Source organism: uncultured Gemella sp. (assembly GCF_963525165.1).
In the GTDB taxonomy this organism is placed as follows: domain Bacteria; phylum Bacillota; class Bacilli; order Staphylococcales; family Gemellaceae; genus Gemella.
Genome location: NZ_CAURJN010000011.1, coordinates 32,585 through 54,463, shown reverse-complemented (window position 1 = coordinate 54,463; position 21,879 = coordinate 32,585). Strand labels below are relative to the sequence as shown.

At 31.5% G+C, this 21,879-nt stretch carries 15 protein-coding genes and 1 riboswitch; all 15 genes read right to left on the bottom strand.

The window, feature by feature from the left end; all coding sequences use genetic code 11:
- Positions 1–7,146, bottom strand: a 7,146-nt coding sequence (locus RWQ74_RS03645; protein ID WP_314396881.1) for a MucBP domain-containing protein, incomplete at its 3' end; no start/stop codon positions are given.
- Between the two features lie 441 nt (positions 7,147–7,587).
- Positions 7,588–8,970, bottom strand: coding sequence for a DNA repair protein RadA (radA, locus tag RWQ74_RS03640; protein WP_314396880.1), 1,383 nt, complete (start codon positions 8,968–8,970; stop codon positions 7,588–7,590).
- 2 nt (positions 8,971–8,972) lie between these two features.
- A complete protein-coding gene (locus RWQ74_RS03635; protein ID WP_314396878.1) occupies positions 8,973–11,447 on the bottom strand; it encodes an ATP-dependent Clp protease ATP-binding subunit in 2,475 nt (824 codons plus the stop codon).
- A gap of 4 nt (positions 11,448–11,451) precedes the next feature.
- The gene (locus tag RWQ74_RS03630) at positions 11,452–11,970 is read right to left on the bottom strand and encodes a CtsR family transcriptional regulator (RefSeq protein WP_314396876.1); all 519 of its coding nucleotides are present in this window, start codon (positions 11,968–11,970) and stop codon (positions 11,452–11,454) included.
- 370 nt (positions 11,971–12,340) lie between these two features.
- Positions 12,341–13,618 carry a nucleobase:cation symporter-2 family protein gene (locus RWQ74_RS03625; protein ID WP_314396874.1) on the bottom strand — a complete coding sequence of 426 codons (1,278 nt, stop codon included), beginning with the start codon at positions 13,616–13,618 and terminating at the stop codon, positions 12,341–12,343.
- 288 nt (positions 13,619–13,906) lie between these two features.
- A riboswitch (purine riboswitch) is annotated at positions 13,907–14,008 on the bottom strand.
- A 99-nt stretch (positions 14,009–14,107) separates the two neighbouring features.
- The gene (locus tag RWQ74_RS03620; RefSeq protein ID WP_314396872.1) at positions 14,108–15,040 is read right to left on the bottom strand and encodes a dihydroorotate oxidase; all 933 of its coding nucleotides are present in this window, start codon (positions 15,038–15,040) and stop codon (positions 14,108–14,110) included.
- A 325-nt stretch (positions 15,041–15,365) separates the two neighbouring features.
- Complete coding sequence (locus RWQ74_RS03615) at positions 15,366–15,743, bottom strand: DUF302 domain-containing protein (protein ID WP_314396870.1); 378 nt, start codon at positions 15,741–15,743, stop codon at positions 15,366–15,368.
- A 136-nt stretch (positions 15,744–15,879) separates the two neighbouring features.
- Positions 15,880–16,926, bottom strand: coding sequence for an LLM class flavin-dependent oxidoreductase (locus RWQ74_RS03610; protein ID WP_314396868.1), 1,047 nt, complete (start codon positions 16,924–16,926; stop codon positions 15,880–15,882).
- Positions 16,927–16,937: 11 nt separating this feature from the next.
- Positions 16,938–17,801, bottom strand: a complete 864-nt coding sequence (hchA, locus tag RWQ74_RS03605) for a glyoxalase III HchA (RefSeq protein WP_314396866.1) — start codon at positions 17,799–17,801, stop codon at positions 16,938–16,940.
- Positions 17,802–17,891: 90 nt separating this feature from the next.
- Positions 17,892–18,272, bottom strand: a complete 381-nt coding sequence (locus RWQ74_RS03600; RefSeq protein WP_314396864.1) for a MarR family transcriptional regulator — start codon at positions 18,270–18,272, stop codon at positions 17,892–17,894.
- Between the two features lie 92 nt (positions 18,273–18,364).
- Positions 18,365–18,727 carry a TIGR02328 family protein gene (locus tag RWQ74_RS03595; protein WP_314396862.1) on the bottom strand — a complete coding sequence of 121 codons (363 nt, stop codon included), beginning with the start codon at positions 18,725–18,727 and terminating at the stop codon, positions 18,365–18,367.
- A complete protein-coding gene (locus RWQ74_RS03590) occupies positions 18,711–18,851 on the bottom strand; it encodes a DUF1722 domain-containing protein (RefSeq protein ID WP_314396860.1) in 141 nt (46 codons plus the stop codon). The genes RWQ74_RS03595 and RWQ74_RS03590 overlap by 17 nt, the downstream gene beginning before the upstream one ends.
- Before the next feature lies 1 nt (position 18,852).
- On the bottom strand, positions 18,853–19,116 hold the full coding sequence (locus RWQ74_RS03585; protein WP_314396858.1) for a DUF1722 domain-containing protein: 264 nt from the start codon (positions 19,114–19,116) through the stop codon (positions 18,853–18,855).
- A 186-nt stretch (positions 19,117–19,302) separates the two neighbouring features.
- Positions 19,303–20,043 carry a TraX family protein gene (locus RWQ74_RS03580; RefSeq protein WP_314396856.1) on the bottom strand — a complete coding sequence of 247 codons (741 nt, stop codon included), beginning with the start codon at positions 20,041–20,043 and terminating at the stop codon, positions 19,303–19,305.
- Between the two features lie 555 nt (positions 20,044–20,598).
- A complete protein-coding gene (gene tuf / locus RWQ74_RS03575) occupies positions 20,599–21,786 on the bottom strand; it encodes an elongation factor Tu (protein ID WP_314396854.1) in 1,188 nt (395 codons plus the stop codon).
- Positions 21,787–21,879: the final 93 nt, after the last annotated feature.

The window sequence follows — 21,879 nt, the reverse complement described above, 5'->3', positions numbered from 1 at the left end:
GACTTGACGGTATACATGCGTTGTATTTCCTTTTTCGTCTTTCTTAGTTTCTTTGAACGTGTACTCTGGAATATTTTTCTTATTCTTCGTTCCTTTTTCTGAAGGGTTGATTTCTTTTCCTTCTTCATCTACATAACTTGTTACGACTTGACGATATACGTGGACTGTATTTCCTTTTTCATCTTTCTTCGTTTCTTTGTAAATGTACTCTGGAATGTCTTTCTTATCCTTCGTTCCTTTTTCTGAAGGTTTAATTTCTTTTCCTTCTTCATCAACAAATGTTGTTACTACTTTACGGTAAATATACTCTACAGTTGTAACACCTTCTTTTAATTCTCCTGATTCAGGATCTGATGTTTCTGATTTCTTAACGAATTCATATACATCACCATTTTCAGTAATGATTGTTGCTGGTTTATGATCAGTTGTATTGTACTGAGTTCCAACTAAATCACCATTAACATCCATCACTGTTGTAGGAACTTCTTTACCTTCAGATGTACCTGAAATTGGTAATCCATTCTCATCTACATAGTTAACAACTACAAATCCAATATGTGCTTCTGGTAATTCTTCTGTAGTATTTTGTAATTCATATACATAAGTAATGACTGATGTTCTACCTTTTACATCTGAATTTTCAGCATCTGAATGTTTAGTTACTTTTACAAATTTATAGACCTTACCTTCAGCTGTTTTAATAATTTCTGGTTTATTATCTGTTGTGTCATATGGTGTTTTCACTAGTGACGCTGGAGTATCAATTACTGATTTATCAACTTTAACACCAGTTTCAGTAGTTCCTGATAATGGACGACCAGCTTTATCAACATAAGTAACAATTACATTACCATATTTTTGTTTTGTTTCATGTTCCGGTACTTCTTTGTAAACGTAAGTAACATTTTGTGGTTGTTCACTTACTTTACCTTTTTCCTCAGCTGAACCTGGTTTAGTTTTTTCAGCAAGAATATATACTTTACCATCTTTTTCGATACGTTCAGGTTTAAAGTTTGATGTTGAAGTATCGTAATCTGTTCCCACTACAGTATCTTTTGGTTGTACTGTTTGAGTTTCTTTTAATATTACTCCAGTAGTTGTTTCATAAGATACTGTTACTCCTTGACCTTTAACCGCTCTATAAGTGTAAGTAGCTGTTTGAGGTTGTTCAGTAAAGTTTGTTGGAATTTTATCTACTCTTACAAATTCATAAACTTTACCATCTTTATCTGTAATACGTTTTGGATATTCTAAGTTTACTTTTTCATTTAGTGATTTCTTACCAGTATTTGTTGGATCTTTGATTTCTTTTCCAGATTCATCAACAAATTTTTGGATAATTTCACCTTTAACTTCAGAGTAAACATAAGTTACGACAGCTGGAGTTTCGCTTACTTTACCATTCTCTTTTGACGAACCTTCTTTTAATCCACCATTTTTCTCTACAAGTTTGTAAAGTTTTCCATCTTTCGTGATAGTTAAGTCTTTTACAGTTGTAGTATTGTAGTCATCACCTGTTGGACCTTGAGATTTCAAGTGGTTATCAGGTTTGATTGGTTCACCAGCTTCATTTTCGTACTTAACAGTTACGTTTCCATTTTGTAATGTGTATACGTATGTGATTACCGCTGGTGTATCACTTACTTTTCCATCTTCTGGAGCTGAGTCTGCTTTTTTCTCTTTCAGTTTATATACTTTTCCATCTTCTGTTTGAATTCTTGGTTTCTTAACCTCTTCTGAAGTTGTATTGTATACTGTTCCTGTTTCTACACCTTTTTTCAATTCATTTGGTGTTGAAATCACATTTCCTTTTTCGTCTTCGTACTTAACAGTTACGTTTCCATTTTGTAATGTGTATACGTATGTGATTACCGCTGGTGTATCACTTACTTTTCCATCTTCTGGAGCTGAGTCTGCTTTTTTCTCTTTCAGTTTATATACTTTTCCATCTTCTGTTTGAATTCTTGGTTTCTTAACCTCTTCTGAAGTTGTATTGTATACTGTTCCTGTTTCTACACCTTTTTTCAATTCATTTGGTGTTAAAATCGCATTTCCTTTTTCGTCTTCGTACTTAACAGTTACGTCACCATTTTGTAACTCATACTCATAAATAACTGTTTGTTTTTCTGTAGTTACTTTACCTGTTTCTGTAGCTGAACCTTCTTTTAGTCCATTATTTGCTTTAACAAGTTTATAAACTCTTCCATCTTCTTTTCTTATAGTTATATCTTTTGTCGCAGTATAGTCACTTCCTACTTGTCTATTTGTTACTAATGTTACTGGATCTTTTAGGTTTGTTTCTGTTCCTGCAATGACATATTTAATTTCGACGTTTCCACCTACTTTTGGTGCGTACTCATAAACTACTTCTTGTTTCGCTTCTGTTACTTTACCTGTTTCTGTAGCTGAACCTTCTTTTAGTCCATTATTTGTTTTAACTAATTCATAGACTAATCCGTCTTTTGTTAGTGTGTTTTCTTTTGTCGCAGTGTAGCTGCTTCCTACTTGTCCGTTTGTTACTAGTGTTACTGGATCTTTTAGGTTTGTTTCTGTTCCTAAAATTACGTATTTAACTTCGACGTTTCCACCTTGTTTTGGTACGTATTCATAGATGATTTCTTGGGTATCCGCCGTTACTTTTCCTGCTTCTGCTGCTGAATCTGCTTTTCTGCCTTCTAGGACGTATTCTAACTCACCTTGTTTTAGTACTTCTCCTGCTTGTGGTGCTGTTGCTGTATAGTCACTTCCCACTTGTGCTCCTGTTGAGACATTCGTACTTGCTTTTAGTTCTGTTGTCGTTCCTTTGATAACATACTTGGCAATAACATTTCCACCTTGTTTTGGTACGTATTCATAAACAACTTCTTGTTTATCTGCTGTAACTGTACCCGTTTCTGCAGCTGATGTACCTTTATGTCCTTTATATACATAAACTTTCCCATCATTAGCTGTTAATTCTTCACCTGTTACTGGAGCTGTTGAAGTATAGTTTTTCCCAACTTTTAATCCCTTAGCAACATCTGTTGCTGCTTTTAATTCAGTTGTTGTACCTTCAATAACGTATTTTGCTACTACATCTCCACCTATAGGCATAATTCTTTCGTAATAAACATTTTCAACTACGTTCCCATTATTAATTAGGTCTTGAGAAACCAATACTCTATCGATAACTTCTCTATCTGGAGCTTCAAAATTAGCTACTCTAGGTGAATTTGTTGTTGGCCAATTTGGTTGATAAGCATCTGTTCTATATTCCCATGGCCCTTTTATCACTCGCCCGGTTTCTTTACCTGTATAAATTTTTCTCTTAACTGTAATATTTTGTACAACAGGATTAGCAACTACATTACTCTCATTATTCTTTTCAAGATAATTTATTGTACGAGTAATCGTTTTGCTTTCTTCTTTAAATGTTGCTTCCTCATAGACATAAGTAACTTTTTTCGTTACTTGTCTTTCATAAGTTCCTGTTTCCGAAACTGAATCAGCTTGGATTTCTTTAAATAAATACGGTAACCCTGACCAAGTACCTCGAGGAATAATATCTTCTTTTGTCGTAGTATATGGTTGCCCTGCAAATTCTTTTTCAGTAATTTTTGGAAGAATATCGTCTTTTCTATTATTGATATAACGAACTTCTAGTTTACCACGAGTGTCTTCTGTTCTCAATCCAACAGTATTCGATTCTAACCATACATTTTGATTATTCTTCAAGAAAATTTGCGATGTACTTTCTACAAAGTTTGGATTATCAGCATCAACTCTAAGATTAAAGTTATGCGTAAAGGCATGTTCTTTTGTTACAGTATAATCTTTTTTAAATACATATTTAACAGCAGTAACATCTTTCCAATTTGTGATTTTATCTGCAGTTACATAAGTTCCTGTAGTTTTGTCAGTCGCAGTTGATGTCGTATATTCTACATCATACTCATCTGAATTCTCCACAATAGGTCCTTCTAAATACGTTACTGCTTCACTCTTAGGAATTAAAACAACTGCTTCTTTGATTTTTTGAGGTGCATCTGTTAAGTTCTCAACTTGAGGTGTTAGAATAACTTCTTGTCCATTCTTCACATCAATAATTCCACGTGTACCTGTTGTCCCTGGTTTTGATATTGTTAATGATGTTGAATACTCAATAACATTATTCATCGTAACATTAATATTTGATTTTGTAATCGTTGAACCAGGTTCATGTCCTTCTACATAATTTGCATTTAAAGAACGATCATTACCAAATAAAGTTTCAGAATCACTATTCCATACAAGATAAGATTCAATATTATAAGTTCCACTTTCGATTTGACCATTATTTTCTACTTCAAAAGTCAGTGCTACTGGATTATATGTTCCACCTTTAATCCATCCATCTCTATTTAAATCATAACTAGATAACCCTAAATCTTTTGATTCAAAAATATAAGCGCGCTTACCTGTTCCCTTATAATTTTCAATAATACGTGTTGGATTAACAGTATCATAAGATTCTTTAATCTGATTATAGGCATCTTTTGCAGCACTACCATTTACCCCACCAAAATATAAGGTGTTTTTCGATAATAAGCGATTATCAGCAGTTAATCTGAAATCTTTTAAAGGTAGCTTTGGATCAGCTAGTAACATTACACTTGTTTTATTAATATTAGAATCTAGCTTATCTAAATCATAAACTTTAATACCATTTTTTTCAGATTCTGCTAATTTAAAATAATCTGTTGCTGTATATTGAACTGCAATTGGTATATTCTTTCCTCTTGTTAAGTTATCTTTTGTTAACTCTTGGTCTCCAATTTGTTGCATTCCTAAACTTAAAGTTGTTGGTTTTTTAGTATGAACAGCAGGGGTACTACTACCAGTATTTGGTCGTTCAGTAGCAATAGCACTCTCAATCGTATTACTAGCAGATAAAACTTGAGAAATTTTATTTTCATAACGTTGAATAGTTGGATCTTTTGCTTTTTCTTTCCAAGTACCTACCGTTACATCTAAATCTGATGTTAGTCCAAGAATTGTTTTAGAGGCTTGCCCTTTATCTTGTACTTCATCAACAATTCCAGGGGTTTTTAAAATTAAATGATGATATCTTTTATCTGAATTTATAATAGTCTCATTAAATAATTCATCAATAGTTGTATAATCTTTAATTAATTCGGCTTGATTATTTTCATTTACACCATATAATTGAAAGTTTTCTTTGAATTGACTACGGACATCTTTATATCCTGAATGATATCCTCTTACCCAAGAACTTCCATTTTCTGACTCATTTGTAAAAATCTGTGTTAATTTAAATTTAGTAAAGTAATTTCCTTCTTGATCTTTAGGAATAAAATAGCTTAAATATTGACTTGGTAACGTTCCTCCATCAGTTTTTAAATTATTTAATGGAAGTCTATAAGTCGTTCCGAATGTATCTACATTACTGGCATTTGAGAATAACCTTTGATCTGTAGTTGCATTAATACGATCTTCCATCATTCCAATTGCAGGAGCTCCATCACCTGCATAGATTCTAAAACCATCTGGATTTTCTAGAGATTGCATGAATGATGAACCGTCTGGTCTATGACCTACAGCATTATAAACAATTTTAGCACTATAACCTTTTGTTCCATTAGTCTCAATAACTTTTGCAATTTCTTCAGGGGTACTTAAGGCTCCCTCTTTTAATCTTAATACAGGACCTGCATAGTATAACATTTGGTCAATTCCACGAGTTTGATCCGGATGTAATGTAGCTACACCGTTTTCTAATGTCCATTTTGAATTCTTAGGCGAAGTAGGATCTAATTCTAAAAACTCTGGAATTCCACTAATTGTATAATCATAACTTGTTAATCGACCATTACCATTTTGATTAAACTCATCAGCTTCTCTATTATTGAAGAATCGATCATTTGTCATAATTAATGGAATTCTAAAAGGAGTTTTTACAGGAGTTAATTTACCATCAACAACAGAACCGAGTTTGTATTCACGTTGTTCCTGTGGTAAATAATTTTTCACTAATTTTTCTCTTGTATCGTTTTCTCGATAAATAATTTCTGATAAGTAATCAAAAGTAGCTGTTGCTGTTTTTGTAGATAAGACATTTTCACCACTGATAAACTCTGTCTTCACTGGTAGTGAATCATCTTTTGATGGTGCATTCTTTATAGATGTTCCTACATAAAGTTTTAATAAACTTTCCGCAACAGATCCACCCGACATTGGATTTAAATTTAAATCATAAACATAATCAGTAGCTGTAGAACGGTCATCTGTACTTTTAACAAAAGATGAATTTGTAAATACTGGTTTTTTGTTAGAATGAAGAAAAGCCTTTGGAATAGTTACACGTACTTTACCATCTGTAACTGTATCATTTGAAGAAGCTGAATAAGTAATCGCCATATTAATGACACGTTCACCCATTCCATTATTTGCTACCGGAATTCGTTTTTCTGTTGGTCCTTTTGATGTATCAAAATGAATTGACCCTGTCAAAGCTTGGTCTGTCACCCCTGTACGGAAGCCAGTTCCTTCTTCTATTTTTTTACCATTACGGCTATCTTGATTTTTGTTTTCTTTAGATGTTTCCACAGCTTTAATTGATTTTAAGATAGTCATAAAAGAACTAATCTCTTTTGTTTTAGCATCTACTTCTTCCTGCGTAGAATTGTTTTCAAATAATGTTTCTGCTGATTCAAGCTTTTTAGTTGCTTCATCTATCAGTGATTTTTGTTTAGTATTATTTTTTACTCTTTCTAGTTGAGCTTTTAATTCTTCGATTTTTTTATTAAGAAGCGACTTGTCAACTTCTTTTGTTGTACTTTCCTCTTGACTATTTTCACCTGATTGAACTACTAACTTTTCTGCAACTGCTGTAGCTACTTTCTCATGAGTATTCTCAATTTTATTAGCTGCTGGTTTTACAGAATTCTCTGAAACGATATTAGCAGTATCCACTCCTTCATCTGGACTATTAGTAGCTTCTCGTGCTTGAGTACCATTATCACTAGCTTCTACAACACCAGCTCCGAAAAATATACCTACCCCAATTAGAACACTCGCTGCTCCTACTTTGAACTTTTTTATGGAATATGTTTCTACTTTTTCACCACGGCGTTCGTGTTGCTTTTTTATGTTGTTTTTTCCGACCATTTAGGTTTCTCCTTTTGCTATATTTTTTGACCATAGTCAAATAAATTAAAATTTACTTTATATTTTACCATAAAAATTTATACTATCAAAACAATTGACACCAACACTTCAAACAGATTTTCTTATTTTCATTTTAAATACTTATATTTTTTTATATAAATAGATATGTCAAGTCGCCCATAATAATAATCTGCAATAATCAACTAAAATATTAATCAACAAAATTATTTTAATATACTCCAAATATTATTTTTTTTTTAATTTTATTATTTACAAAACTACTTAATCACTATAAAATAAAAAACTAAAAAAGTATATTCCTTCTAACTTCAAGATAAATTTATTTGATATCTTTTGGAATTCTTCATAGATTAAAATTATAATACAAAAAGATGAATAGGAAAATCATATCGATTCTCAACTATTCATCTCTAATTTTTATTAAAATACATTACCAAATGCTATATCTAAGCATTCTCGTATATCTTTTACCGGTATTATTTCAATTCCTTCTGGGAAATCAGAATTTTTCATATTTCCAACTGGAACTATTACGCGTTTAAATCCATGTTTTTTTGCCTCATTAATCCTTTGTTCGATTCTGCTAACTCTTCTAACTTCACCAGTTAATCCAACCTCACCAATGAAACAATCATTCATATCGACCGCTATGTCTTTAAAGCTTGAAGCCACCGCCATAATAACACCTAAGTCTACTGCAGGATCATCAATCTTAACCCCTCCAGAGACTTTAACGTAAACATCCTGTTGTTGGAGTAAATAACCAGCCTTTTTCTCTAAAACAGCCATTAACAAGATCAATTTGTTATATTCTAGTCCGGTAGAAATTCTTCGTGGGTTATTAAATGCTGTTGGGGTTGTTAATGATTGAATTTCTACAAGAAGTGGTCTACTACCTTCCATAGTGCTAATTATCGTTGCACCAGCAAGGTTTTTACTACGCTCTTCTAAAAACATCTGAGAAGGATTCGCTAAATCTTCTAGCCCACTATGTTTCATCTCGAAAATCCCAATTTCATTCGTAGAACCAAAACGATTTTTCACCGCTCTAAGAATTCTATAACTATGTTGGCCTTCACCTTCAAAATATAACACAGTATCAACCATATGTTCCAACATTCGAGGTCCTGCTATAGTTCCTTCCTTAGTAACATGCCCTACAATAAAAATAGCTATATTTAAACTTTTAGCAATCTTCATAAGTTGCTGTGTACATTCTCTAACTTGGGTAATACTTCCAGGTGAATTTTCCATATTTGGATTATATATTGTCTGAATTGAGTCGATAACTAAAAACTGTGGTTTTATTTTTTTTACTACCTGATAAATTAAATTTAAATCAGTTTGTGCATACACAAAAAGTTCGTCAGTATCATTTCTCAATCTATCAGCTCTTATTTTTACCTGTCTAACAGATTCTTCACCGGTTACATATAGGACATCATGTTCTTTTGCCAGATATGCTGATATTTGAAGAAGTAGTGTCGATTTACCAATTCCGGGATCTCCTCCTAGAAGAACTAACGAACCACCTACGACTCCACCTCCTAAAACTCTGTTAAGCTCTTCACTATCGGTTAGAGTTCGAGGTACATCCTGAGTAGAAACTGATTTTAATTTTCCAGCTTCTACACGTTCTGTATCGTTTGTTTTCACTTCAAATTCTGTATGCTTCGTAGCTTTTTTTGCTTCAACTACTTCCTCCATAGATGCCCACTTTTTACAGTTTGGACATCTCCCCATATATTTCAAACTCTGATAACCACAGGCATTACATTCATACTTAACATTTACCTTTGCCATAGCTACCTCTTAGTTTTCTTTACAACAAACTCATCATTTTTATAGTCAATATTAATAGTTCCAGATAACTCAGGATTTCTTAATAATTCTTCACTTAATAAATCTTCAATATTCTTTTGAATACTACGTTTTAATGGACGTGCACCGTACTCTTTTATACTACCATCTTCAACGATTTTAGCCATAGCTTTTTTCGTAAGTTTAATAGTAATGTTTCTATCTTCTAATCTCTTAGATAAACCATCTATTAACAACTCAGAGATTTTTTCTAATTCTTCTTTTTCAAGAGTCTTGAAGACAATAATATCATCTATTCTATTTAAGAACTCAGGACGATATTGTTTTTTCAATGCTTCCATCATAGTATTTTGAACATTTTTGTAATCATTTTTTATTGATTCACTTCCACCAAATCCTACAAATTTTTGATCATTTAGTTCACTTACCCCAACATTTGAAGTCATGATGATAATAGTATTTTTGAAATCTACCACACGCCCTGAAGCATCTGTTAAACGTCCATCATCTAGAACTTGTAATAGTATATTAAAGATTGATGGATGAGCTTTTTCAATTTCATCAAATAGTACTACAGAATACGGTTTTTGACGAACTTGTTCAGATAATTGTCCCGCTTCATCATGCCCAACATAACCTGGAGGCGCACCAACTAATCTACTAATTGAATGTGGCTCCATATACTCACTCATATCTATACGAATCATATTATCTTCCGAGCTAAATAGTGCTTCTGATAAACTTTTCGCAAGTTCTGTCTTACCTACCCCTGTAGGTCCTAAGAAGATAAAACTTCCAATTGGTCTATTCGGGGCTTTAAATCCGCTTCTTGCTCTTCTAACTGCCTTAGCTAAACTTACTACAGCTTCATTTTGACCGATAACTCGTTTGTGTAATATCTCTTCTAATTTCAGAAGTCGCTCACTTTCTGTTTCCGTTAATTTAGTTACTGGAACTCCAGTCCAAGCAGCAAGAACTTCAGCTACATGTTCAGAAGTAATCTTAATTTTATCTTTCGATAAGCTGTCTTGCCAAGAAATTTTAAATTCTTCAATTTTATTAATTACTTTATTAGCTTCATCACGTTTTTTAGCTGCTATTTCAAACTCTTGATTAATTACCGCTCTGTCTTTTTCTTTATTTAAACGGTTTAATTCTTCTTCGTATTCTTTTAATTTTTCCGGTGATTTATAAAATCTTAATTTAACTTTAGAACAAGCTTCATCAATAAGGTCGATCGCCTTATCAGGTAAACATCTATCCGTAATATATGCTGTACTTAGTTTTACAGCTGACTCAATAGCTTCATCTAAAATTTCTACATCGTGGTGTTCTTCATATTTATGACGTAGTCCATCAAGAATCTTAATAGAATCTCCAGTACTTGGTTCTTCAACTTTAATTGGTTGGAATCGGCGCTCTAAAGCAGCATCCTTTTCAAAATATTTTCTATATTCTTCTGTTGTTGTAGCCCCAATACACTGAATCAAACCACGTGATAAGGCTGGTTTTAGAATATTCGATGCATCTGCACTTCCTTCTGTTCCACCTGCACCGATAATTGTATGAATTTCATCTATAAATAATATTATATCACCTGCATCTTCAATTTCAGCGATAATATTTTTTAATCTTTCTTCAAATTCACCACGATACTTAGTTCCGGCAACTAATGTTCCCATATCTAATACCATTACTCTCTTTCCTAATAAGTTACTAGGTACATTTTGAGAAACTATCCTCTCTGCTAAACCTTCTACAATTGCTGTTTTCCCAACCCCAGGTTCTCCAATTAGCACCGGATTATTCTTAGTACGCCTATTTAATATTTCAATCATACGTGTGATTTCTTTATCACGAGCTATAACTGGATCTAATTTATTATTAAATGCATCTTTAGTAAGATCTTTTGCTAATGAATTCAATGTCGTAGTTTTAGCTGAACTATCTTCAGCTGCTTCTATTTTTTTGAAACCTTCATATAATTTAGAAATCAGACTTTGACTTTTTTTCATTAAATCAGTTAATTCATCAAATATTTGATCAACATTTGCACCTAATTTATCAGTTAATAAACGAACAGCTGTTCCAGTTTCTTCTTCTAGCAAAGATAATAATAAATGCTCACTAGTAACAACAAAGCTAGACGTGCTATCAGCAACCCTTTGACTATTTTCTATTGTTCTAACCGCACCATTAGTATAATCTATCTTCATTAAAACATTACGATAAAAATCAGTACCTTCTAATTCCGTTTCATAAAATTCTACTACGCTTTTTCTAAAATCATCATAATATACACCATTTTTATTTAGTACTTTACATGCCAATGTATTATTCATACTTAACATAGCTAATAATAGATGTTCTGTTCCTACAGCCTTAACACCAAAATCATTTGCTTCTTCCTTCGCTGTAGTTAGCACCATAAGCGCCGTCTCATTAAATCTTATGTACATAACCTTATCCTCTCTTATTATATTTTATATTTGTTAAAAATCTTACAGTTAAATCCTTCAAATTCGATTTTGTTTGATGAATCATTTCTTCAACACTATCCTCATCAATATGATTTAAAAATTGATTATGAACAGATGTAATGACTTCAACACTATCTATAAAATGATTGTAGTCAAATTTATCTATGTAATTCTTTTCAAGTAAAATTTTAGCCAATCTTATAGCTTCTTCTACTTCAATTGTTTCATTATCTACAGTCTCAATTAAATAATCTATATAGTCTTTATTTGCGTGAAGGGTTATTTTTGTAATTCTGATAAATCCTCCACCACCACGTTTACTTTCAATAATAAAGCCATGTTCTGGTGTAAATCTAGTTTTTATAACATAATTTAATTGAGATGGTACACAGTCAAATTTTTGTGCGACATTACTTCTTTTTATAATTATATGATCCTCTGTAGCTTCATTAAATAAGCTCTTAATATATTGTTCAAGTATATCTGTCATATTATTATTCATAATAAGGGCACCTCCTTTATTGACTAAAATTGACCTTTACTAAATTATACTACATATAGAATATTTTGTATATAAAAAACATTGATTTTTCAGCATATACAGACAAAAAAAGAACGACTACAATATTATGATTTTATGAAAATCTATATTATTAAGTCGTCCTTTATAATTCTATTTTCTAATAAAAATACCTTGATTAAAAATACTTGTTTCTATGGGAGTGATTCAAAAATCGCGATTTCTTAAGAAACAAGATTTTGTCGAGTCACCCCCGCACAGTTTATTAGATATCTAAAAAGCTTTTATAAAGCGAATTTAGATATCAATAAACCACTGCGTCTATGAGTTATCATATGAACTTTGTTAAGTTTTAGGCCTTTTGGGTTAGAGCCCTTTTTAATTTTGATTTCCTATTAAAGATTAAATTCATTACGATTGCCACAACTGTTCCTAAAACAATTCCACTATCAGTAAACATACGAACAAAACTTGGTAGTTGAGAAAATGCAGTAGGAACTGTTGTCACACCTAATCCTAAACCAACAGAACAAGCAATAATCATAAGATTTTCTTGTTTAGTAAAATCAGTATTTCCTAACATTTTCACACCGTAAGCTAGTACCATACCAAACATACTAATCATTGCCCCACCTAGTACTGGTTGAGGTACGATTGTTGCTAAAGCTCCTATTTTAGGTATAGATCCAAATACCAATAATAATAGAACCATAACATACATAACTTTTTTGCTTTTAACACCAGAAATTTGAACAAGTCCTACGTTTTGAGAATAAGTAGTATACGGAAAGGCATTTACTAATGAACCAATCATAACCGCTAAACCTTCTGCTAAATAACCTCTTCTTAAGTCAGGCTCTTTTACTTCTTGATTACAAATATTTCCTAGGGCATAATACACTCCTGTTGACTCTATCATACTTACAATACCAACGATTGTAAATGTTAAAATTGCACTAATATTAAATTCAAAACCTGTAAATTTAAATGGTGTTGGATGTTGATACCACCCAGCTTGAGACACTTCTGTTAAACTTACAATTCCCATAAAACTAGCAATAACAGTTCCTGATACTAAACCTAATAAAATTGCTATAGAGTGTATAAAACCAGTTGTAAATTTATAAATTACTAAAATAATTGCAAGCGTAATACACGCCAATACGATATTTTTGGGATTTCCAAAATCTTTCGATCCTTGTCCACCTGCAATATAGTTCATCGCAACTGGTACTAATGTAATACCTATAATTGTTACAACACTACCTGTAACTACTGGTGGGAATAACTTAGCCACCTTGGCAAAAAATGGCGCTATAAGAACTACAACTAATCCAGAAACAAAAATTGCTCCATACATAGTTGCTAATCCTGCACTATTACCAATTGCTATCATTGGCGCTACTGCTGTGAAAGTACATCCAAGAACAACCGGTAACCCAATTCCTGTAAATTTCCCTTTATACACTTGTAAAAATGTAGCAATCCCACACATAAAAATATCAACTGACACTAAATAAGTTGTTTGTTCTGCTGAAAGACCTAGACCTCCAGCAACAATTATCGGTACAATTACCGCTCCTGCGTACATTGCTAGTACGTGCTGTAAACTTAAAATAAAAGTTTTCAAGATTCTTTTCTCCTTAGTTATATATTATTTTTGACAAATATAACTATATAAATACAAAAAATCACCTATAATTACTTATAGGCGATTTAAAATTCTACTACAAATAGTTGGGAGTGACTCAAAAATCGTGATTTCGGGGAAATCGATTTTGTCGAGTCACCCCCGCACAGTTTATTAGATATCTAAAAAGCTTTTATAAAGCGATTTTAGATATCAATAAACCACTGCGTCTATGAGTTTTCTTGTAAACTTTTTTAAAATCTAGGATTTTTGGGCCAACTCCAATAACATTATAATAAGAATGCCCATAGTCATCAAATTTACGGTCTGATGGTAGAAACTTGCAAGCCATATTCTTGCCTTTATATGTGCTATATTTTGTCTGTACAATATATAATAACAATTTTCAAAATGATTTTCAAGTGTTATCTGTTTTTCTTTTATATTTTTATCGTTAATTTAAAATTATACTATATGAATGATAATTATTTATTCTATTACCTTCAATCTACCTCTAAAGTCATCTAAACTTGAGTATCCTTTTTCTTTCATCACTTCTTCTAGTTCTTTAGTAAGTCTAGCGAAAACTGAAACTCCTTCCTTATGAAGAGTTGTTCCTACTTGAACTAAATCGGCACCACATAGAATATGTTCAAATACATCTTTACCGTTTACAACTCCACCAGTTCCAATAATTTTTATACTAGGATTCAAGCGTTCTCTAAATGCACGAACATTAGCTAATGCTGTTGGTTTTATATATTCTCCACCTAGTCCGCCAAATCCACCTTTTGGCTTAATAACTACTTGTTCTTTATCTAAATCAATATATAAACCATTCCCGACGCTATTTACACTATTCACATACGTTAATGGATATTTATTTAAAATTTTAGCCATTTCATCAAAATGAGCAATATCGAAATACGGAGGTAGTTTTACCCCAATAGGTTTTGTAAAGAATGTGAATACCTCAGCTAATAATTTATCTGTAAGTTCAAAATCATAAGCAATCTGAGGTTTCCCTGGTACATTTGGACACGATAAGTTAAACTCAGTAACTCCTTCATATTCACTCTCTTGAATTTTCTTTAATAGAGCAATATTTTCATCATAACTCATACCAGTTACCGATAAAAACTGTAATTTTGCACCTGCTCTTTGACGTTCAATAACATAATCTAAATAATAATCTAAACCATTATTCGGCAACCCCATTGAATTTATACTTCCTAAAGCAGTATCATAATATCTAGGCTCAGGATTACCTTCTCTATAATCACGAGTTGCAGTTTTTGTAACAAAAGCCCCTGCTTCACTATTTGCTAATTCATCTAGCTCCACAGTCGTCATACAATGAACACCTGATGCATTCATTAACGGATTAGATAATTCTACATCTAAAAAATTAGTTTTTAACATTCTTCATACCTCCTATGTATACTAATAACAGTTTATCACAAAACACTCCCAATAACCATTGATAAAACTAGTTTTAGATTTATATTCACATAAAAAAGAAAAATTGGGAGCGACTCAAAAATCGTGATTTCATAAGAAACAAGATTTTGTCGAGTCACCCCCACACAGTTTATTAGATATCTAAAAACTTTTTGAAGCGAGTTTAGCTATCAATAAACCACTACGTCTATGAGTTTTCATGTAAACTATTTTTAAAATCTAGTACTTTTAGATTAGCCCCAATTCTCCTTCTTTAATTTTCTTATCTAAAATAAACAATTCTTAATTATGCTTCTAGATGCTTAATTATATCTAAATACAAATTGTCCATCTTAGGTAATATTTCTTTTATTCTATCAGAATGATCTTCTTTTAACCAAGAAGTAGGTTTTTCATATAATACTTCTGTCTTATCTTCTCTCTTAATAAGTAATAATTTAAGTGGTAGGTTAAAACTTAGATATAAGTCATCTTGCATTAGTAATGTTCCTACTTTTGGATTACCAAATACTACATATTGAATATCCTCTAATTCTAAATCAACATTTTTTGCATATTCACCTTGGTTTATATTTAAAAATTGGTGAATGTTATTTTTTTCTAAATATTCATCTACTCTTGATTTTACATTGACAAATTCGTCGTTAATTAGATATTTTTCCATAATTTACCTCTTTTTTACTATTATTAAGTTTATTTAATTTCATAATACACTAATTATCTACTTTTGTCATCAATTTAGTTTTCAAGAAAATTATAAGGTCTATAAGAAGTTTATAGTTCTACAATTCATCACTAAGCTAGTCGTTAATTTCATCTACAACCTCTTTTAATAATTCATATGAATGGTGTTGAGCCTCTTCATCGTAAATATATGAATTTATCATTAATTCATCGAACTCTACCCTACGTTTTAAATCGATAATCTGATTTTTCACAGTTTCCTTATTACCAATAAATGAGATTTTTGTCATCTGATCAACGACAGCTTTCTCATGATCAACTATCTCATCATGTTCAAATGCAATTGGTCCAAAATGTGGAACTTTAGTTGTAGCGATATAATTTTTCCATACCGCTTCTTCCGATTGTACTGGAGGAACCATGCCTTGAGGATTACTTGTAATGATATTTAAAAATGATTGAATCTGAGTTGTTGATAATCTTTTTGCTTCTTCATCAGTATCTGCAACAACTGCATTAGCACCTAAAATCACATACGGCTCACTTAAAACTTCTGATGGTTTAAAGTAATGTCTATAAATTGCTACTGCATTTTCCATCATAGTTGGAGCAAAATGCGATGCAAATGCATAAGGTAAGCCTAGCTCAGCAGCTACATATGCACTATCAGTACTTGAACCTAATATGTATAGCGGAACATCAAGTCCTGCAGCTGGATATGCATGAACAGGTCTTGTATCTTTAAAATACCCAGATAACTCTACGACCTCTTTTTTAAAATCCATCTCTCTATTTGTATTTCTTCTAATAGCTCGTGCAGTGTTATAATCAGTACCCGGTGCACGCCCTAAACCTAAATCAACTCTACCTGGATATAAAGTTTCCAAAGTTCCATATTGTTCTGCAACTATATATGGACTATGATTAGGTAACATCACACCACCCGAACCTACTCTAATATTACTAGTGTTATCTAGTGTACGTTGGATTAATAACTGCGTTGCACTACTAGCTACACTTTTTGTATTATGATGTTCTGCAATCCAATATCTTTCATATCCTAATTCATCAGCCTTTTTAGCTAATCTAATCATTGCATCTATTGCATCTTTAAAATTTTCTCCTTGTCTTAATGGAGCTAAATTTAAAATTGAAATTTTCATAGTTATCACCTCTATTTATTTACCATTTTTAACAACTCATCTACAGCTACAATTCCTAGTTGATTTGCTGCAAGAGGACTGTCTCCAGTTATTAAGTTTCTATCTATATGAACCTGACCGCTTATTGCTTTATTTAATATTTTCGCACCCAAACTTTCTAGTTTTTCAGCTAATAACCATTTTAATTTTCCTGGCATATATCCAATTTCTTGATTCGCTCCCTCATCTATACTATCTGGGAAAACAGTCATTTCATAATTTTTAAATAAGAACTCTGATTCATCAATATTTCCTGAAATTAATGCAGCTGGTCCATGACAAAGTGTTATAATTTTTTTATTCTCTTTAATTGCCCATTTAAGAACTTCTTTTACTTCTCTACTTTCAGGTAAGTTAATCATTGCACCATGACCACCTGGTATGAAGACTCCCGAATAAAGTGAATTTTCTGAAATAATATCCTCCAAAATTATATCTAATTTAACAGGATTCTCAAATTTTTCTATATATTTATTATAAAGCTTCATGACATTTTCATCTTTTTCTGGCATTGCCCACATCTCTAATTTTACTGAGTTTCCTGATAAAGTAACAATATCTATCTCAAATCCAGCAGCATCCATATGTAACATTGGTAACAATGTCTCTACAGGATGATTACCCGTTGAAAAATACTTTCCATTAGACATTTGTAAGTATCTTTCATCTGTTGCTATCATTAAAATTTTATTCTTTTCACCACTAAATGTATTTTTAAATTTAAAACCATCAAAATTTGTCACAGGACTTGTATATATACTCAAAGAATAATCTGATGGAAAATATGCGTTATGTTCTGCTCTATCTTTTACTGGTTGATTTGTTAATTTTGTCATTTTAATTCTCCTAAACTTTTATTGGAAAATATTTGCTTGCACAAACAAGTATATAGATTAAATATAAAATCAAAATAATAAATTCTGATTTTATATTTTATCACTATTTCTATTTAATACATCTGTAACTATACTCGTAGTGTATTCTAGGTACTTTTTTCCTTTAGGTGTTAATTTTATACATACACCTCTCTTGTCCTCAGCAGACGAAAATCTTTCTATTACACCACACGTATCCTCAAATTTAGCTAACATTCTTGATGTTGCACTTAAACTTAATGAAATCTTAGTACTTAAATCTGTCATTCTTAATATATTTCCTTCGGTTTCATTCAAGTAATGTAAGCTATAGTATTCATTTAATGTTATTGGATGCTCTCCTTTTGATAAGGCATCTTCTAATTCAGTACTTATTTGTTTCATATTACTATGAAATGCTATCCATTTATTTACTAATTCATCATTATTCATTTGTCACCTCTTAATTTACTTGCATTTGCAAGTAAATTAATATTACTACTTTTAATATTAATTGTCAATAAAACAATCTTTTCTTATTACTACTAGATAAAAATATCCTTTTGACCTAAATTCTCAATACACTCATCATAGTATGCTGCATCATGTTCTTTATAAATTGGCTTATTGATTTTACATTCTTTTAGATTGTTGTGAGGAATACAAATTTTTCCTCTATAATTTTTATCTAGCCATTCTTCACTAACATTATATCCTCTACTCTTCATTTCCTGCATGATTAATTCATGATACTTAAAAAGTAAAAATGGTTTGTGTTCAAATACATAATCTACTGTTGCATGTTTCTTACCCCAACCATTTCCTCTTAATGCACAACATTCTCTATGTTGACCTAAAAGTTGTTGCCGTGGTAGTTTTAATATTAGTTCTTCATGCCAAAGTCTCATCTTGTCCTCCATTGATAAAAGTAGATTCTTCCAAATACTTATTTGGATATTTCTTTAGGAGATGTTTTACTTCTTTTATCAAATCTTCTTTTTTGTATTTATTACTATGATATTCTTCAATCATTTTAAAAAAAATGATTTTTTTCTTCTTTTGTCGCATATTTTTTAAAATATCCCCAAACATGATGAAAAGAATTCGTTACTTGACCTTTATCTTCAGATAAACTTACAGCTTGTTTTATAAGCTCACTCACTTTACCCAGGGATACTTCTTCTTGTTTTAAATACGTTCGTATCTCTAAATATATTTTACTTGAGTGACTTAAAACAAGATATTTATTTCTTGCCCATAACTTTTGACATTGAACTCTTTCTTCTTTACTATTCATTTTATCCTTTCGAAAACAGTTTATTTTTAATATCCATATTATATCTTATACTTTTTTACTACATATTAATATCGAACTGTATAAAAAGTTCCTTATTAAGTTTTATCTTAATAAGGAACCTCTACATTAGTTTTTGTTGTATTAAATTTAATCATGTTTTTTTGATTTGCTAAGTCCACACTAATTCTAAAAAACCAATGGTATATTTCCATATAATATAATTCTAAAAATACCTATAATTGCCAAATGTATTGGATAATAATAGTAGAAGAACCACTTAGAACCAGTATGTTTTCCTCTAGTACCATCATATCTCATTAATAATGGTAACGAAAGTAAAGTTGCAAACTGTAATACTCCATAGAATACATCTATAAAGATAATATAAATAGCTGCATAAACACTTATCCAGATAACATAGTCGAGTATTTGTTGTTTTTTATTACCTCTATGATTATATAGAAAAAATGGCATCATAAGAGCAATTGCAGACCAATCCGCTACAAATGTTAATAAACAGAAAACAATAATTGCTAAAATCTTTAATGTATTGCTTATCTTCTCACTTCTAAAGATTGCGATTAATAAAACCGACATCGCTAATGGGAATAAGACACTTGTTTTATTAAATATGCTTCCTGTAGTTATATCAAATGGTATTCCTAAACCAAAGCAAAAAGCAAAGTGACTGATAATAGCAAAGCTCATAATTCTAAAGAAATATTTTCTAATATCTTTTGTATAATAACATCCTTCTGCGATAAAATACCACATAATCGGTGCTGTTAAACGCCCTACTATATGCATAAGTACTGGTATTGTTTCTTTAACTAAACCTGGATATAATAGCCATGCTAAATGATCAATTGTCATAGCAATTATTGCTATATATTTTAACTGAGTTCCATCAAGCTTTAAATTCTTCATTTTCTTCCTTTCTATACTATTTTGACCTTATTTAAAAATATTAGTTAATATATTACTCATAAATGGTATAATGAGAATACTATAGACTATCCTAACATAGGATATCACATTAATATACTTTATACAATTATTTTTCTAAACAACTACTTAAAACTTATCTCCATTAAACAATTATATTTTTTATTAATAAAAAATCGAAGTTAATTTCTTAACCTCGATTCCAAAATATTACTCAATATCCCTAGAGTAACTTTGATTATATCTAATAATATACATAAATATTTGAATTTACAATATTATTTTCCCCTATACTACCTTTAAACATATTATACACCTCTTACTGTTTTTCTGCAAGGATTTATTAAAAATAGTACGTATTTTCTAATAAAATTACAAAAAATAATGATTTTACATTAAAAATACAATATTAATACATATAATGTACTAAAACTATCAAATATCTCTAATTAAATATGAACATTATGTAAATAAATATTAAGTATATAAAAAAAGCAAGGTGAAATTCACCTTGCTTAATGTGTTTCAATTCAATTATTATTTAACGATTGAAGTTACAACACCTGAACCTACAGTACGTCCACCTTCACGAATTGAGAAACGAGTTCCTTCTTCGATCGCGATTGGAGAAATAAGTTCAACGTTGATTGATACGTTATCCCCAGGCATTACCATTTCAGTACCTTCTGGTAAAGTAACTACACCAGTTACGTCAGTAGTACGGAAGTAGAATTGAGGACGGTAGTTTGTGAAGAATGGAGTGTGACGTCCACCTTCTTCTTTAGATAATACGTACACGTCAGCTACGAATTGAGTGTGTGGAGTGATTGTTTTAGGAGCTGCTAAAACTTGTCCACGTTCGATATCTTCACGAGCAACACCACGTAATAATGCACCGATGTTATCTCCTGCTTCAGCGTAATCTAATAATTTACGGAACATTTCAACACCTGTTACAGTAGTTGAAGCTGGTTCTTCAGTTAATCCAACGATTTCTACTACGTCTCCAACTTTAACTTGTCCACGTTCAACACGTCCAGTAGCAACTGTACCACGACCAGTGATTGAGAATACGTCCTCAACCGGCATCATGAATGGTTTAGCGTTATCACGTTCTGGAGTTGGGATGTACTCGTCAACTGTTTCCATTAATTCGATGATAGCTTTTTCTGCATCAGCATCCCCTTCAAGAGCTTTAAGAGCAGAACCTTTGATTACTGGTAGATCGTCTCCATCAAATCCGTATTCAGATAATAGTTCACGTACTTCCATTTCAACTAGTTCTAATAACTCTTCATCATCAACCATATCACATTTGTTTAAGAATACAACGATTTTTGGTACTCCAACGTTACGAGATAATAGAATGTGCTCACGAGTTTGAGCCATTGGTCCATCTGTAGCAGCGATTACTAAGATAGCTCCGTCCATTTGAGCAGCACCAGTGATCATGTTTTTAACATAGTCAGCGTGTCCTGGGCAGTCTACGTGTGCGTAGTGACGGTTTGGAGTTTCATACTCGATGTGAGAAGTGTTGATTGTGATACCACGTTCTCTTTCTTCTGGTGCGTTATCGATTGAAGCGTAGTCTTTAGCTTCTCCACCATAAGTTTTTGCTAATACAGTAGCGATAGCTGCTGTTAAAGTAGTTTTACCGTGGTCAACGTGACCAATTGTTCCAATGTTAGCATGTGTTTTACTACGGTCAAATTTTTCTTTTGCCATTTTAAAAATGTCTCCTTCAAGTTAATAAAATTTTATTTTTTAATAATTAGTCACATAGCATTTCTATGATAACTATATTTTATAATGTTACAA